Origin of the sequence: Halobaculum sp. D14 (assembly GCF_051195135.1) — an archaeon.
Taxonomy (GTDB): Archaea; Halobacteriota; Halobacteria; order Halobacteriales; family Haloferacaceae; genus JBNTKA01.
In genome coordinates, this window is record NZ_JBNTKA010000001.1 from 1,082,945 (window position 1) to 1,097,143 (window position 14,199).

A 14,199-nucleotide genomic window follows, 5' to 3' on the forward strand; every position below is an offset into this window, starting at 1 on the left:
GCCGAGCCGCGGCCACGACACGGATTCCGTCTCCGACGCTTCAGCCGCCGGTTTCGCTCTCGTTTTCGCCGCCGTCGTCGCTTCCCCAGTCGCCGCCGTCTTCGCCTCCCCAGCCGTCGCCGCCTTCGCTTCCCCTGCCGTCCTCGCCGTCGGAGCCGTTTCCGAAGCCGCCGTCGGTGCTGCCGGCCCACGCGGCGAACACGAGCCGCGGGAGGCTGAGGTGGCCGCTGCCGTGGTAGGCCTCGGTGCCGTCGCCGTCGACGGCGGTTTCGCGGACGAGCGACTCCACCTCGTCGACCGACGCGTCGGCCTGGAGCGACCGGACGAGCGCGACGGCGCCGGCGACCTGCGGGGCGGCCATCGACGTTCCGGCTTTCCAGCCGTACGACGGCGTCACGGTCCCGTCGGCGGCGGTTTCGAACACGGTCGAGATGACGAGGTCGTAGTACCACTCCTCGTCGCCGTCGACGGCGGCCGGGTCGTAGTTGCCGCCGGCGGCGCTGACGTCGGTTCCGTGGCCGTAGTTCGTGTACCGGGCCGGCTGGTCGGTCGGCTCCGAGAGCTTCCCCGGGAGGAGCGCGAACTCCTCGTTCGGCGGGTCGTCGTCCCAGAGGAAGCCGACCGGGCCGGTCGCGGAGACGCCGAACACGCCCGGGACCTCCGTCGGGAGGCTCAACACGGACTCCGGCGACATGTCGAGCGACCCGTTCCCGGTCGAGTTCACGACGACGGTGCCGCGGCTCCGTGCGTGCGAGACGGCGCGCTCGTACAGCTCCGCGATCTTCAGCAGCTCCGGGTACTTCTCGGGGTAGACGTACGGCTTCGGGTAGCCGAGACTGAGGTTGGCGGCGTCACAGCCGGCGCCGGCGGCGTACACGAGCGCCGCGAGGACGTCCCCCGACTTGCCCTCGACGCCGGAGAACACGCGGAGCGAGAGGAGTTCGGACGCCGGCGCCGAGCCGAGAATCCCGCCGCGGTCGCCGTCGTTCGAGTCGGTGCCGGCGACGATGCCGGCGACGTGGGTGCCGTGGGTGCCGGCGCCGTTCGGCCGCCAGTCGTACTGGTCGGTCGTGAAGTTCCGCGACAGCGACTCGTTCACGACGCCCCGCAGGTCGGGGTGGTCGGCGTAGATGCCGGAGTCGAGGACGGCGACGCGGGCGCCCTCGCCGCGCGTCACGCTGTGGACCGTCCCGGGCAGCGGCACGTCCGACTGGTCGTCGTCCGGGCCGACGCCTTCGACTTCGGTGAGGTCAGCGAGGTGCTGTGCCCGCTTGTCCCACTGGAGTTCGTTGTACGTCGGCGGGCCGCCGTCCAGTTCGCCGGGCGATTCGGTGGCCGGTCCGTGCTCTTTCGCCGGGCCGCCTCGCTCGTCCTCGTCGTCGCCGTCGTCGGGGCCGGCGCCGTCGTTCGGGTCGCGCAGGGAGTCGGCGTCGACGCCGTGCCGGTACACCGAGACGTCGAGCGCCGTGGACGCCTCGCCCGGAACGGCGTCGGGGTCGCCGCGCGCGGCGAGCACGTCGATTTCGCCGATGTCGTGGACGATTTCGACGTCGGCCGGAACCGCCGACCGGTCGACTTCGCGCAGGTCGATGAGGAACCGCTTCGACTCGCCGGAGGCCGCGGCACCCGGCGCCGACGCGACTGCTGCGCCCGCCAGCGCGGTGCCTGTCGCTTTCAGGAACTGTCGCCTGTTCTGTCTGCTCATCGTACGCTTGTCGAACCGAGGACGCCCACATAAAACTTTTCACGGGGATAGTAGTAAAATGATTCTCTGCACGGCAGATTCTATACTGTGGTGGCCGTTCACACGGCGACCGAACAGTTATCCGGGTTCCGCCGGGACACCGTCGTGATGGAGACCTGTTCTTCGGTTCGCTGACCGGGCGCGTCGACGGGGACGCGGCCGGCAGCACGGCGACGCCGCGCGGACGGTCGCTCCCGACGCGACGGGGGTGCCCGCGTCCGACGCGGCACGGAAGCGCCGACTGACCGGTTCGCCGCCGCCTCCGCCCCGTCGGGCCCCGCACCGCTCGCCGGAGCCGAGCCGGCGGCGCCGACACGAATGCAATCAGGACACAGTTCGACGGGCGGCCGCGCGGTCGTCGCCGCCCGAGACGCAGACGAGGAACCGCAGACCGACGAAATCAGCGCGCTCGCAGCCGCCGCCGGCTACCGCGTCGTCGACGCGGTGACCCAGCGCCGCCGCGAGGACACCACGTACAACCTCGGCCGCGGGAAAGCCGAGGAACTCGGCCGCGCCGTCGCCGATGCGGACGCGGCGGCCGTCGTGTTCGACGGCGAACTCACGCCGGGCCAGTACGCCAATCTCCGCGGGCTGCTCCCGCCTGACACCGCGGTCGTCGACAGGTACCGGCTCGTCCTCGACATCTTCGCGGAGGGCGCCAGTTCGACCGCGGCGCAGGCCCAGGTGGAGTTGGCGACGCTCCGGTACGAGCTCCCGCGGCTCAGACAGGTCACCGAGGAGTCGCTGTTGAACGAGGCCACCGAGAAGGGGTCGCCGGTGCTCGACGCGGAGCGGCGGATGGACGCGCTCCGGCGGACGCTCGACGACGTCGCGGACGAGGCGGAGTCGCGGCGCGAACGGCGGCACGCCGACGGCTTCGACCTCGTCGCGGTCGCGGGCTACACGAACGCCGGGAAGTCGACGCTGCTCCACCGGCTCGCGGACGACCTCGACGCCGACGCGGCGGCAGCGCGGCAGGACGGTTCCGACCCGAGCCGCGAGCCGCCGGCGGACGTGGACCGCGCCGCCGGAATCGCAGACCGGCTGTTCGAGACGCTGGAGACGACGACGCGCCGCGGCACCGTCGACGGACGCCGCGTGCTGTTCACCGACACCGTCGGGCTCGTCGACGACCTCCCGCACGACCTCGTCCGGTCGTTCTCGGCGACCCTCGACGAAATCCGCGGCAGCGACGCCGTCCTCGCGGTCGTCGACGCCGCGGCACCGCCGGAGACGCTCCGGCGGCGCGCGGACGTCACGATGTCCGTTCTCGCCGGGGAGGCGTCCGGCGCGGTGATTCCGGTGTTGAACAAGGTCGACCGCGTCGACGACGCGGCGCTGGCCGAGCGCCGCCGCCTCGTCGCCGACGCCGCCCCCGACTCCGCGGCCGACCCGGTCGCGGTTTCGGCGCTGTCCGGCGACGGCGCCGAGTCGCTGCGGGCGGCGCTGCTGGACGCGCTTCCCACCGACTCCGCGGCGTTCACGCTGCGGAACGACGGCGACGCCCAGCGGCTGCTCGCGTGGCTGTACGACCGCGGCGACACCGGGGCCGCCTACCGGGGCGACACGGTCGACGTGGAGTTCACGGGGAACCCGGCGGTCGTCGCCGAGGCGGAGCGACGGGTCGCTGCGCTCCGCACGGACGACGGGACCGGTGACCGCGGCGACGACCCGTAGCGAGCGAGTCGGCCGCGGGCGAACGACACATCCGTCCGCGGCGGCAACGTGGCGGTATGACGGAGACGCTGACGCTGCCGACCGGGGAGGAGGTCACGCCCGACGACGCCTTCCTGTACGACGACTACCCGTACCGGTTCGCGCCGATGGACGACGACCGGTACGCGTTCGCGCTGTCGCCGCTGTACTGGGGCGACAGCGGCATGGACGTCCCGTTCCGGAGCCGCGAGGCGTTCCTCGACCAGTGGGTCGACGAGCGCTCCGGCACGATGACCGACGACGACTGGCGCGGCTGGCTCCGCGACGCCCGCGGCGACGACCGGTTCGACGACGCCGAACTCGACTCGCTCGCCCGCGAACTCGGCGTCGACGACGAAGCGGCTCGCGGCGACCGCGGCGGCGACGACGACTCGGCGGGGCTCGTCGCTCGGCTCCGCGGACTCCTCGGAACGTGACGGCCCGGGCCCGGCCGCCGCGACACCTGCGGGAACCGGCGGTTCTGTCCGCCGCGTCGCGCTGTGGGCACGCTTAAGCGTCGGCGTCCACTTCGCTGACGCATGGAGCCGCGTGACCTCTCAGCGAACACGCCGTACGTCCCGGGCCGGGGCGTCGAGGAGGTCGCCAGGGACCTCGGGCTGGACCCCGACGAGCTGGTGAAGCTCTCCTCGAACGAGAACCCGCACGGGCCGTCGCCGAAGGCGGCCGAGGCGGTGCGGGACGCCGCCGACTCGGTGAACGTCTACCCGAAGGCGGCGCACACCGACCTGACCGAACAGCTCGCAGAGCGGTGGGACGTCGCCGACGAGCAGGTGTGGGTGACGCCCGGCGCGGACGGCGCGCTCGACTACCTCTCGCGGGCGATGCTGGAGCCGGGCGACCGCGTGCTGGCGCCCGAACCGGGGTTTTCGTACTACTCGATGAGCGCCCGGTACCACCACGGCGAGGCGGCGACGTACGGGCTGCGGAAGGCCGACGGCTTCGCGCAGACCGCAGACCGCGTCCTCGGCGCCTACGACGGCGAACGCATCGTCTACGTGACGACGCCGCACAACCCAACCGGGTCCGAACTGCCGCGCGAGGAACTGGCGGCGCTGCTCGACGCCGTCGCGGACCACACGCTCGTCGTCGTCGACGAGGCGTACGCGGAGTACAGCGACACGCCGACCGCCGTCGAACTGCTCGCCGAACACGACAACCTCGCGGTCACGCGGACGTTCTCGAAGGCGTACGGGCTCGCCGGGCTCCGCATCGGCTACGCGGTCGTGCCGGCGGAGTGGGCCGACGTGTACGCCCGCGTCAACACGCCGTTCGCGGCGAGCGCCGTCGGTCTCGCCGCCGCCTCGGCCGCCCTGGACGACCAGGCGCACGTCGACCGCTCCGTCGAGTCGGCGGAGTGGGCGCGCGAGTACATCGCCGCGGAACTGGACGCGCCGACGTTCGACTCCGCGGGGAACTTCGTGCTCGCCGAGGTCGGCGACGGCACCGCCGTCGCCGAGGCCGCACAGGAACGCGGCGTCATCGTCCGCGACACGTCCTCGTTCGGTCTCCCCGGCTGCGTCAGAATCTCGTGCGGAACCGAGGCGCAGACCCGCACGGCGGTCGAGACGCTGAACGACGTGCTCGCCGAACTCCGGCCCGAGGCGGACGCATGAGAATCGCCGTCACCGGGACGCCCGGAACCGGGAAGTCCACGGCGACCGACCTGCTCGGCGACGACTACGACGTCGTCCACCTCAACGACGTCATCCGCGAGGAGGGCCTCACCGTCGAGCGCGACGAGGAGCGCGACTCGCTGGTCGCCGACCTCGACGCCGTCGCGTCGCGCCTCGACGACTACGACCCGGACCCGGACGCCGAGCACGTCGTCGTCGACTCACACCTCGCTCACCGCTTCGACGCGGACCGCGTCGTCGTGCTGCGGTGCCGCCCGGACGTCCTCGAAGAGCGGCTGCTCGACCGCGGCGAACCGGAGCCGAAGGCCCGCGAGAACCGCGAGTCCGAGGCGCTCGACGTCGTGCTCGCGGAGGCGGTCGACCGGCACGGAACGGAGTCGGTGTACGAAATCGACGCGACCGACGCGTCGCCGTCGGAGGTCGCCGCCGCCATCGAGGCGGTGGCGTCAGGGGAGCGTGACCCGTCCGCCGGCGACGTGGACTTCGTGGCGTACCGATGACGCTCGACCAGCTCCGCCCGGTCGCCGAGCGCGGCCTGAAGCCGTTCGTCGGCGTCGCAGACTGGCTCGGGCTGACGCCTGACGGCGTGAGCGTGCTCGCGTTCGCCTGCGCGGTCGTCGCCGGCGTCGCCTTCGGCCTCGACGCCCCGACGGCCGCTCCGGAACTGTACCTCGCCGGGTCGCTGCTGGTGCTCGCGAACGGCTGGCTCGACCTCGTCGACGGCGCGCTCGCACGGGCGCAGGGCGTCTCGTCGTCGGGCGGCGACCTGCTCGACCACGTCCTCGACCGGTACGCCGACATCGCGATGCTCGTCGGCCTCGCGGCCGGCGTCGACCGGTACGCGCTCGGGCTCGCCGCCGTCACCGGCGTCCTGATGACCTCCTACCTCGGGACGCAGATTCAGGCGGTCGGAATCGGCCGCGAGTACGGCGGGCTGCTCGGCCGCGCCGACCGGTTGGCGCTCATCGGCGTCGTCGGCGTCGCCGCCGCGGTGGTTCCGGGGCCGCTGGTCGCGGGCTACGGCGTCGTCGCGGCGCTGCTCGTCGTGTTCGCGCTCGTCGGCCACTTCACCGCAGTGCAGCGGTTCTGGGGCGCCTGGCGCGTCCTCAACGAGTAGCGGTCGACGCCCGACTCGCCCGGGCATCCGCGGGTCGTTGAGCGGGCGAACGTTTTTGATACACGAAACGAATACTGTGAATAATGACGCGGCGGACCGACGGAACGGCCGGAGAGAACCGCGACGAAGGCCCCGGACCCGACGGCGCCGCCAGCAGCAGCCGTGTCCGAGCGGGCCGAGGCGCTGACCCGCCGCACCTGGCGCGCGGCGACGACACGTCACCGCTCGGTTCGGCGCTGGCGGAGCTCGAATCCGGCTGCGGGCTGCTCGTCACCGGAGACGCGCCGACGGCGGCGTTCCGGGTCGCGACGTCGCGCTACTTCGGCGTGCCGTCGCGGCGACGCAGACGGCTGCTCTGCCTGACGAATCCGCCCGCCCGGACCGACGCATGGCTGCCCGGCGCTGTCACCGCGGCCCACGACGACGCCGCGGCCGTCCGGCTCGGCCCCGCTGACCCGCGGTCCGCGTCCGGCGACGTCCGCGGCGACGGCCGCGCTCACGGCCCCGGCGACGACCGCGCCGTCGACCGCCTCCGAACCGACGACGCCGGACCGGTCCGCGAGGCGCTGTTCGGCCGGCTCGACGCGCTCGCCGGCAGCGAGGGGTCGCTGGACCGACTCGAACTCCGCGTCGGGCTGTTCCGCGTCGACCAGCTCCGCCACCGACTCGGCGACGACGCCGCCGACGCGCTCCTCCGCGAACTCGCCGCGGCCACCCGCGACCGCGGCGGCCTGGCGCACTTCCACCTGCCGCGCCCCGTCTCCGACGTCGACGCGCCGCGGGACGACCCGGTCGTCGGCGACGTGACCGACGCGCTCGGCGACGCGGTCGACGCCGTCGTCCAGCTCCGCGGCGGCGCGGACGGCGTCCCGGAGGAGCGCTGGAGCATCGACGGCTGGGGCGTGACGGAGTGGAGCCGGCTCGGCTGACCCGCGCGGGGAGGAGGGTGTCGTCGCCGCAGCGGGGCATCACGTCGCCGTCGGCCGCGCTGCCGCGGCGGAGCGTCACGTCGCCGGGGCACACCATTTATAGCGGGGTACCCGCTAGGTGGAGGTATGCCCCAGTGTGAGATGTGCGGCGCGGAGAAGCCCTCGCTGACCACCACGAAGGTCGAGGGCGCCGAGCTGGAGCTGTGTGACGACTGCAAGGACTTCGGGACGGAGGTCCGGACCGAGTCCACGTCGTCGGCGTCGACGAAGTACTCGACGTCTTCGAGCAGCAGCTCCTCGTCTTCCTCTGCATCTTCGTCTTCCACCTCGTCTTCGTCGTCTCAGCGGCGACGGGACATGTTCGACGACATGGAGACCGTCGCCTCCGACTACGACGACCGCATCAGGAACGCCCGCGAGTCCGCCGGCCTCAGCCAGGAGGAACTCGCGAACCAGCTCAACGAGAAGGCGTCCGTCATCCGGAAACTCGAACGCGGCGACATCCTCCCGAGCGACGACGTCCAGGAGAAACTGGAGAAGGCGCTCGGCATCTCGCTCACCGAAGGCGAGGACGTCGAAGACTCCGAGTGGTCCTCCGACTCCTCGGGGACGATGACGCTCGGCGACGTCGTCAAGCGGAACGACGAGTAACCGCCGACCGCCGACGAGCCGACCGCCGACGCGAACGTCCCTCGGTCTGCGTCCGCGCCGCCTCGTACCGCCCCCGTTGCTTCCTGTTTCCGGACGTCGCCGCGACTCCGCGGTTCCGCCACCGGTCTTTTCACGGTCGATTCCGTCTCGCCGACAGTCTGACCGATGAGTGAGGATGCAGCTGGTGACGCGGACACGGACGCCCTGCGGTCAGCCGTGCTCGACGACGCCGCGGCGTCGCTGCGGGCGTCGTCGCCGCTCGGCCGGCCCGACGAGTCGTATCTGCGCGAGTCGCTGTTCGAGTTCGCGTGGCCCGAGTCGTTCGACCTCGTCGACGACTACTGGGTGAGAGAGCCGTTTGCGCACGTCGCGCTGTTCGGCGACCCCGAGTCGGGCGAACAGCGGTACGTCGTCACGGAGCCGGCCCTCGACGAGTTCGAGTCGCACGTCAGACAGGACGTCGCCGACCGCGTCCGGACGCGGCTGCTCGACGGCGAGTACGGCTCCGCCGAGCAGGGCCGCGAGCGGTTCCGCGAGGACTTCGAGTCGCTGCTCGCCGAGGAGGCGCGCCACGTCGACCCGGGCGTCCGGCACGTCGTCGCGTACTACCTCCGACGGGACTTCCTCGGCTACGGCGAAATCGACCCGTTCATGCAGGACCCGCACGTCGAAGACCTCCACGTCGACGGCGCGGACGTCCCGGCGTTCGTCTACCACGACCGCCACGGGAACCTGGAGACGAACCGGTCGTGGGGCGGCGACCGGCTCGACGAGATGACGGTTCGGCTCGCCCAGCGGACCGGCCGGCACCTGTCGGCGTCGCGGCCGCTGCTCACGTCGACGCTGCCCGACGGGTCGCGGATTCAGGTGACGCTCGGCACCGACGTGGCGACCCGCGGCTCGAACTTCACGGTCCGGAAGTTCCGCGAGGAGCCGTTCACGCCGCCGGAGCTCGCGCGGCTCGGCACGTACACCGTCGAGGAGCTCGCGTATCTCTGGCTCGCCATCGAACACAACCGCTCGGTGCTGTTCGTCGGGCCGACGGCGTCCGGGAAGACCACGTCGATGAACGCCTGTTCGCTGTTCGTCCCGCCGGACGCGAAGGTGGTGAGCATCGAGGAGACCCGCGAAATCGGGCTGCCGCACGACAACTGGATTTCGAACGTGACCCGCGAGTCCGACGTCGGCGACGGCCGCCCGGAGGTCGGGATGTACGGGCTGCTCTCGGAGGCGCTCCACCAGCGGCCGACCCACATCCTGGTCGGCGAGCTCCGGACGGACCCGGAGGTCGTCTACACGTTCTTCCAGGCGGTCGGCACGGGCCACGCCGGGTTTTCGACGTTCCACGCCGACACCGCCGACGACGCGCTGCGCCGCCTCCGCAACGACCCGCTGTCCATCCCGGACGAACTCGCGGCCGAAATCGACGTCGTCGCCGTCCAGCACCTCATGGAGGTCGACGGCGACCGCGTCCGGAAGAACCGGTCGCTCACCGAGGTCCACCCCGCAGACGACCCGGACGAGAGCCGGCCGGAGCTCCGCTCCGTCTTCGCGTACGACCCGACGGCCGACGAGACCTCCCAGCGGAGCGCGTCGCGGCTGCTCGCCGAAGTCGCCCGCGAGCAGGGCTGGACGGACGCGGAGCTCCGGACGAAACTGGAGCGCCGCCGACGGCTGCTCGGCCACCTCGTCGGCAGCGACACCACCGGATACGAGGCCGTCACGAACCGGCTGTTCCGGTTCGCCCGGCGACCGGACGCGGTGCTGGACGAACTCGACGAGGAACCGATTCCGGAGACGCGGCCGGTTCGGGTCCAGGATGTCTGACCCTGACCGGTCTCGCCGCGACGAAGCAGCCGCCGAAGGCGCTGACAGCCGAACGGGCACCGATGACTCCTCGGCGGCCGGCACGGCGGAGTCGGACGCCGACGAACACGGTCCGGCGACGGCGGAACCGCTGTCGTTCGGCATCCCGGAGCGACACCCGAGCCTCAGCGAGCGGCGGCTCCGCGAGGAGTACGGCCGGCTGCAGGGATACTTCCGGTACCGCGCCGACGACTACCGCGGACTGGCCGCCGCGCTCCGCGCGAACCGGTCGACGAACACGGTCGACGAGTACCTCGCTCGGAGCGTACGGCTCGCCGCCGCTGCGACCGCGGGAGGCGCGCTGGCGGGGGTGCTGTTCGCGGCGCTTCTCGCGGCTTCGATGGCCGGCTCGCTCGCCGGCGCGGCCCTCCTCGCGGTCGGCGTCGCGCTCAGCGTCGGCGGCGCGGTCGTCGCCGGCGCCGGCGTGTGGCTCGGTCGGCGCTGGTACCCGACGGTCCGCGCGCGGCAGCGTGCGCGGCGCGCCGACCTGATGCTGCCGCACGCCGTCATCTTCCTGTACGCGCTGTCACACGGTGGCATGAACCTGCTGTCGGTGTCGTCGCGGCTCGCGGACGCCCGCGACGTCTACCGGGAGCCCGCGGCGGCGTTCGACGACGTCGTCGCCGACGTCACCTGGTTCGACCGGAGCCTGCTTTCGGCGCTCACGGCGGCTCGCGAGCGGACGCCCGGCGACGCCACGTCGTCGTTCTTCGACGAACTGGTCGCGGTCGTCGAGACCGGCGGCGACGTCGACAGCTTCCTCGAAACCGAGGCGGACCGCCACCTCGAACTCGCCGCGCAGAAACAGGAGCAGCTCCTGGACGACCTCGAAACGCTGGCGGAGGTGTACGTGACCGTCGTGTTCGCCGGCCCGATATTCCTGCTGGTGACGCTGCTGGTCGTCAGTTTCGTGCGCGCCGGGCTGCTGTTGCCGCTGCGGCTGCTGGTGTACGGCGTGATTCCGGCGGCCGTCGTCGCCGTCGGCTTCGGCGTCTCGTACCTGTACGAGCCGTACCGGCAGCAGCTCGGCGAGGCGCGCGACGGCGTCACCGCGGCGGCCTCGCTGTTCGAGTCGTCGACCCACGAGGACGAACGAGTCGCGGCGTACGAGCGGTCGCGGCGCCGCGAGCGGTGGCGACGAATCCTCACGGAGCCGGTCGAACTGATGCGCGAGCGGCCGGCCGCGACGCTGCTCGTCACGGTCCCCGTCGGCGCGGCTGCCGTGGCGGCGCTGCTCGGCGTGGTCGGGTCGTTCACGACGGGGCCGGCGGTCCGGTCCGCCGTGCTGTTCACGGTGCCGTTCCTCGTCGCGGCGGCGCCGTTCTCGTACGCGTACCACCGGAAGCGGTCGTACGAGCGGTCGGTCCGCAGGCGGTTCCCGGACGCGCTCGAAATCCTGGCGGACGCCGACGAGAACGGCGTTCCGCTCGCCGAGTCGTTCGGGCTCGTGGCGGCGCGGACGTCCGGCGACCTCGCGACGGAACTGGAGCGGGTGTCCCGCGACATCGACTGGACCGACGACGTCGGCGGCGCGCTTGACCGGTTCGAGTCGCGGCTCGGCGTCCCGTCGGTCACCCGGGTCGTACGGCTCGTCACGGAGACCGTGAACGCGACCGACGACCTCGCGCCGGTGTTCTCCATCGTCGCGGAGGACCTGGAGACGCGGAACGACCTCCGGGCGCGGCGTCAGCGGCAGATGCGGCCGTACGCGTTCGTCGCGGTCATCGGCGTCCTCGTCTTCCTCGGCATCGTCCTGTTCTTCGAGTCGCACTTCCTGCCGGCCATCGCGGAGTTCGTCACGTCCTCGGACGCCGGGCTGAGCGGGACGTCGCTGTCGGTCGGCGCCGTCGACACGACGACGTACCGGCGGCTGTTCGTCCACGCGACGCTGATTCAGGCGGTCACGAACGGGCTGCTCGTCGGGAAACTCGTGGACGACCGCGTCGCGAGCGGCGTGAAGTACGCCGCCGCGCTCGCCGCGGTGTGCACCGTCGCGCTCGTCGCCGTGATGTAGCCGCGAAGAACCCGGCCGGCCGAGCATCACTTTCGCCGGGACCGCCGGCACTTTTCAGGCGGCGCGCCAACCAGTCGACCATGTCCGACGTGTTCGTTCTCGTCAACCTCAAAGCGTACCCGTGTGACCCGGTCGAAATCGCCGAGGCGGCCCGCGACGTCGCCGAGGAGTCCGGCGCCAGAATCGCCGTGGCGCCGCAGGCGGCGCACCTGTCCGCGGTCGCGGCGACCGGCGTCGAGACGTGGGCGCAGCACGTCTCCCCGAACGGCCACGGCAGCCACACCGGCAGCACGCTCGCGGAGGCCGCCGCGGACGCCGGCGCCGAGGGGACGCTGCTGAACCACTCCGAGCGCCGCGTCACGCTCGCCGCCATCGACGACAGCCTCGCGGCGGCCGACCGCGCCGACCTCGAAACCATCGTCTGCGCGAACAATCCGCGGCAGGCCGGCGCCGCGGCGGCGCTCGGCCCCGACGCGGTCGCCGTCGAACCGCCGGCGCTCATCGGCGGCGATGTCTCCGTCGCGTCCGCCGACCCGGCCGTCGTCGAGGAGTCGGTCGCCGCCGTCACCGCCGTGGACCGCGACGTCGACCTGTTCTGCGGCGCGGGCGTCTCCACCGGCGACGACGTCGCCGCCGCCGCGGACCTCGGCGCCACCGGCGTCCTGCTCGCCTCCGGCGTCGCGAAGGCCGACGACCCGCGGGCGGTGCTCCGCGACCTCGTCTCTCCGCTCTGAGCCGCGGCCGCCAGCCTCGAATCGGCCACCGGTCTCGAATCGGCCGCCCGTCCCGCCTCACAGGACCGCCGCCCGATTTCTGTAGTGCACCGCCGCCGACGCCAGACGTTGCTCGGTGCGGCGTGAACTGTGCTCTCGACAGGCGTCACGTCGTCGCAGAAAACGGTGTACTGCGGCGTCAGGCGGACCGGACGGTGTGTTCGAGGACGCCGACGCCTTCGACCTCGACTTCGACGCGGTCGCCGTCGCTGAGCGGCCCGACGCCGGCCGGCGTCCCGGTGGAGATGACGTCGCCGGGTTCGAGCGTGAGGTACGTCGTGATCTCCTCGACGAGCGTCGGGACGTCGAAGATGAACTGGTCGCGGCTGCCGCGCTGTCTGGTGTCGCCGTTCAGCCGCAGTTCGACGGACGCGTCCGCCGGAACGTCCTCCGGGTCGGCGACGACCGGGCCGATGGGGGCGGCGGCGTCGAACGCCTTGCCGCGCACCCAGTTCTGCTCGCGGCTCTGGTCGTCGCGGTTCGACACGTCGTCGAGGCACGTGAACCCCTCCACGACGTCCCAGGCGTCGTCGGCGTCGACGTTCCGCGCCTGCTCGCCGATGACGACGCCGAGTTCGGCCTCGTGTTCCACCTGCTCTTTGCCGGCGGGCAGCGTCACGGTCGACCCCGGAGCCGCGACGGTGTTCGGCGGCTTCAAGAACAGCATCGGGCGGTCCGGGACGTCCGCGTCGCGCTCCTCGGCGTGGGCGGCGTAGTTCCGGCCGATGCAGACGATTTTGGTGGGTTCACAGGGCGGCAGCAGGTCGACGTCCGGGTCGCTGACGTCGAACGTCTCTCCGGCGGCCTCGACGACGCCGTCGACGTACTCGCCGCGCCGAGTGACGCCGGCGGGGTCGCTGATTCGGGCGTAGCGCATGCGCGAGCCGACGGCGCCGGGCGGCTTAGTCCCAGCGAACCCGGCGAGCAAGCGGCGGGCGGCCGCCGGACGGTTCCGGGCGGCGCCGTTCCGTCGGCGTCCGGCGGACGAATTTATGTGTGATTCGGCCGAACGACCGGACGCGATGACCGCAATGGAACTCACCTGGCACGGCCACTCCACGTGGCACGTCTCGCTCGGCGACACCGACCTGCTCATCGACCCGTTCTTCGACAACCCGTACACGGAGACGGACCCGGAGGAGGTCGACGCCGACCACGTGCTGTTGACGCACGGCCACGCCGACCACATCGCCGACGTGGACCGGTTCCGCGGCGCGCACGTGGTCGGGACGCCGGAGCTGACGGGGTATCTCGCCGACGAGTACGGCGTCGAGGACTCCACCGGGATGAACCTCGGCGGCACCGTCGAACTCGGCGACGCGTACGTGACGATGGTGCGCGCCGACCACTCGAACGGCATCGAAACCGGCTACGGCGCGTCCGCCGGAATGCCCGCCGGCTACGTCGTCTCCGACTCGAAGCCGACCCAGGAGAGCGACGAGGAGGCGACGACGTTCTACCACGCCGGCGACACCAGCCTGCACTCGGAGATGCGCGACGTCGTCGGGGCGTTCCTCGAACCGGACGCCGCCGCGGTCCCGGTCGGCGACCACTTCACGATGGGGCCGGCGCAGGCCGCCGTCGCCGTCGACTGGCTCGGCGTCGACCACGCCTTCCCGATGCACTACGACACGTTCCCGCCCATCGAAATCGACACCGACGACTTCGTCCGCGAGGTCGCCGCGACCGGAAGCGACGTCGACGTCGCCGTCCTCGGCGGCGACGAGACGTTCACGCTGGAGTAGCCCGACTCCC

13 protein-coding genes are annotated in these 14,199 nt (G+C 72.3%); 11 read left to right on the forward strand and 2 right to left on the reverse strand.

Features of this window, described 5'->3' with window-relative positions; translation table 11 throughout:
- Positions 1–40 precede the first annotated feature (40 nt).
- Positions 41–1,705: a S8 family peptidase gene (locus ACQUST_RS05575; protein ID WP_435125980.1), complete on the reverse strand. Its 1,665-nt coding sequence runs from the start codon at positions 1,703–1,705 to the stop codon at positions 41–43.
- Positions 1,706–2,062: 357 nt separating this feature from the next.
- Here ACQUST_RS05575 and hflX point away from each other — a divergent pair, with 357 nt between their 5' ends.
- The 10 genes from hflX to tpiA all read left to right on the forward strand — a co-directional run bounded on the left by hflX (position 2,063) and on the right by tpiA (position 12,405).
- Positions 2,063–3,421 carry a GTPase HflX gene (gene hflX / locus ACQUST_RS05580; RefSeq protein ID WP_435125983.1) on the forward strand — a complete coding sequence of 453 codons (1,359 nt, stop codon included), beginning with the start codon at positions 2,063–2,065 and terminating at the stop codon, positions 3,419–3,421.
- A 56-nt stretch (positions 3,422–3,477) separates the two neighbouring features.
- Positions 3,478–3,876 (forward strand): hypothetical protein, encoded by a 399-nt coding sequence (locus tag ACQUST_RS05585; RefSeq protein WP_435125986.1) that lies wholly within the window; start codon positions 3,478–3,480, stop codon positions 3,874–3,876.
- 102 nt (positions 3,877–3,978) lie between these two features.
- On the forward strand, positions 3,979–5,073 hold the full coding sequence (gene hisC / locus ACQUST_RS05590; protein WP_435125987.1) for a histidinol-phosphate transaminase: 1,095 nt from the start codon (positions 3,979–3,981) through the stop codon (positions 5,071–5,073).
- Positions 5,070–5,594, forward strand: a complete 525-nt coding sequence (locus tag ACQUST_RS05595) for an adenylate kinase family protein (RefSeq protein WP_435125990.1) — start codon at positions 5,070–5,072, stop codon at positions 5,592–5,594. The genes hisC and ACQUST_RS05595 overlap by 4 nt, the downstream gene beginning before the upstream one ends.
- Positions 5,591–6,211, forward strand: a complete 621-nt coding sequence (locus ACQUST_RS05600) for a CDP-alcohol phosphatidyltransferase family protein (RefSeq protein WP_435125993.1) — start codon at positions 5,591–5,593, stop codon at positions 6,209–6,211. Before ACQUST_RS05595 ends, ACQUST_RS05600 begins: the two co-directional genes overlap by 4 nt.
- Positions 6,212–6,294: 83 nt before the next feature.
- Positions 6,295–7,140, forward strand: coding sequence for a DUF7504 family protein (locus tag ACQUST_RS05605; protein WP_435125996.1), 846 nt, complete (start codon positions 6,295–6,297; stop codon positions 7,138–7,140).
- A gap of 126 nt (positions 7,141–7,266) precedes the next feature.
- Positions 7,267–7,791, forward strand: coding sequence for a multiprotein bridging factor aMBF1 (locus tag ACQUST_RS05610; RefSeq protein ID WP_435125999.1), 525 nt, complete (start codon positions 7,267–7,269; stop codon positions 7,789–7,791).
- Between the two features lie 165 nt (positions 7,792–7,956).
- Positions 7,957–9,618, forward strand: coding sequence for a type II/IV secretion system ATPase subunit (locus tag ACQUST_RS05615; RefSeq protein WP_435126002.1), 1,662 nt, complete (start codon positions 7,957–7,959; stop codon positions 9,616–9,618).
- The gene (locus ACQUST_RS05620; RefSeq protein WP_435126004.1) at positions 9,611–11,671 is read left to right on the forward strand and encodes a type II secretion system F family protein; all 2,061 of its coding nucleotides are present in this window, start codon (positions 9,611–9,613) and stop codon (positions 11,669–11,671) included. The genes ACQUST_RS05615 and ACQUST_RS05620 overlap by 8 nt, the downstream gene beginning before the upstream one ends.
- A gap of 89 nt (positions 11,672–11,760) precedes the next feature.
- The gene (gene tpiA / locus ACQUST_RS05625) at positions 11,761–12,405 is read left to right on the forward strand and encodes a triose-phosphate isomerase (RefSeq protein WP_435126108.1); all 645 of its coding nucleotides are present in this window, start codon (positions 11,761–11,763) and stop codon (positions 12,403–12,405) included.
- Between the two features lie 178 nt (positions 12,406–12,583).
- On the opposite strand, the gene ACQUST_RS05630 is transcribed toward tpiA, so the two are convergent.
- Positions 12,584–13,321 carry a fumarylacetoacetate hydrolase family protein gene (locus ACQUST_RS05630; RefSeq protein WP_435126007.1) on the reverse strand — a complete coding sequence of 246 codons (738 nt, stop codon included), beginning with the start codon at positions 13,319–13,321 and terminating at the stop codon, positions 12,584–12,586.
- Between the two features lie 154 nt (positions 13,322–13,475).
- Here ACQUST_RS05630 and ACQUST_RS05635 point away from each other — a divergent pair, with 154 nt between their 5' ends.
- Positions 13,476–14,189 (forward strand): metal-dependent hydrolase, encoded by a 714-nt coding sequence (locus tag ACQUST_RS05635; protein WP_435126110.1) that lies wholly within the window; start codon positions 13,476–13,478, stop codon positions 14,187–14,189.
- The last annotated feature ends 10 nt before the right edge of the window (positions 14,190–14,199 follow it).

Excerpts from the sequence above, each read along its gene's own strand:
- ACQUST_RS05575 (WP_435125980.1), bottom strand. The coding sequence starts at position 1,705 with ATGAGCAGACAGAACAGGCGACAGTTCCTGAAAGCGACAGGCACCGCG.
- hflX (WP_435125983.1), top strand. The coding sequence starts at position 2,063 with ATGCAATCAGGACACAGTTCGACGGGCGGCCGCGCGGTCGTCGCCGCC.
- ACQUST_RS05585 (WP_435125986.1), top strand. The coding sequence starts at position 3,478 with ATGACGGAGACGCTGACGCTGCCGACCGGGGAGGAGGTCACGCCCGAC.
- hisC (WP_435125987.1), top strand. The coding sequence starts at position 3,979 with ATGGAGCCGCGTGACCTCTCAGCGAACACGCCGTACGTCCCGGGCCGG.
- ACQUST_RS05595 (WP_435125990.1), top strand. The coding sequence starts at position 5,070 with ATGAGAATCGCCGTCACCGGGACGCCCGGAACCGGGAAGTCCACGGCG.
- ACQUST_RS05600 (WP_435125993.1), top strand. The coding sequence starts at position 5,591 with ATGACGCTCGACCAGCTCCGCCCGGTCGCCGAGCGCGGCCTGAAGCCG.
- ACQUST_RS05605 (WP_435125996.1), top strand. The coding sequence starts at position 6,295 with ATGACGCGGCGGACCGACGGAACGGCCGGAGAGAACCGCGACGAAGGC.
- ACQUST_RS05610 (WP_435125999.1), top strand. The coding sequence starts at position 7,267 with ATGCCCCAGTGTGAGATGTGCGGCGCGGAGAAGCCCTCGCTGACCACC.
- ACQUST_RS05615 (WP_435126002.1), top strand. The coding sequence starts at position 7,957 with ATGAGTGAGGATGCAGCTGGTGACGCGGACACGGACGCCCTGCGGTCA.
- ACQUST_RS05620 (WP_435126004.1), top strand. The coding sequence starts at position 9,611 with ATGTCTGACCCTGACCGGTCTCGCCGCGACGAAGCAGCCGCCGAAGGC.
- ACQUST_RS05630 (WP_435126007.1), bottom strand. The coding sequence starts at position 13,321 with ATGCGCTACGCCCGAATCAGCGACCCCGCCGGCGTCACTCGGCGCGGC.
- ACQUST_RS05635 (WP_435126110.1), top strand. The coding sequence starts at position 13,476 with ATGGAACTCACCTGGCACGGCCACTCCACGTGGCACGTCTCGCTCGGC.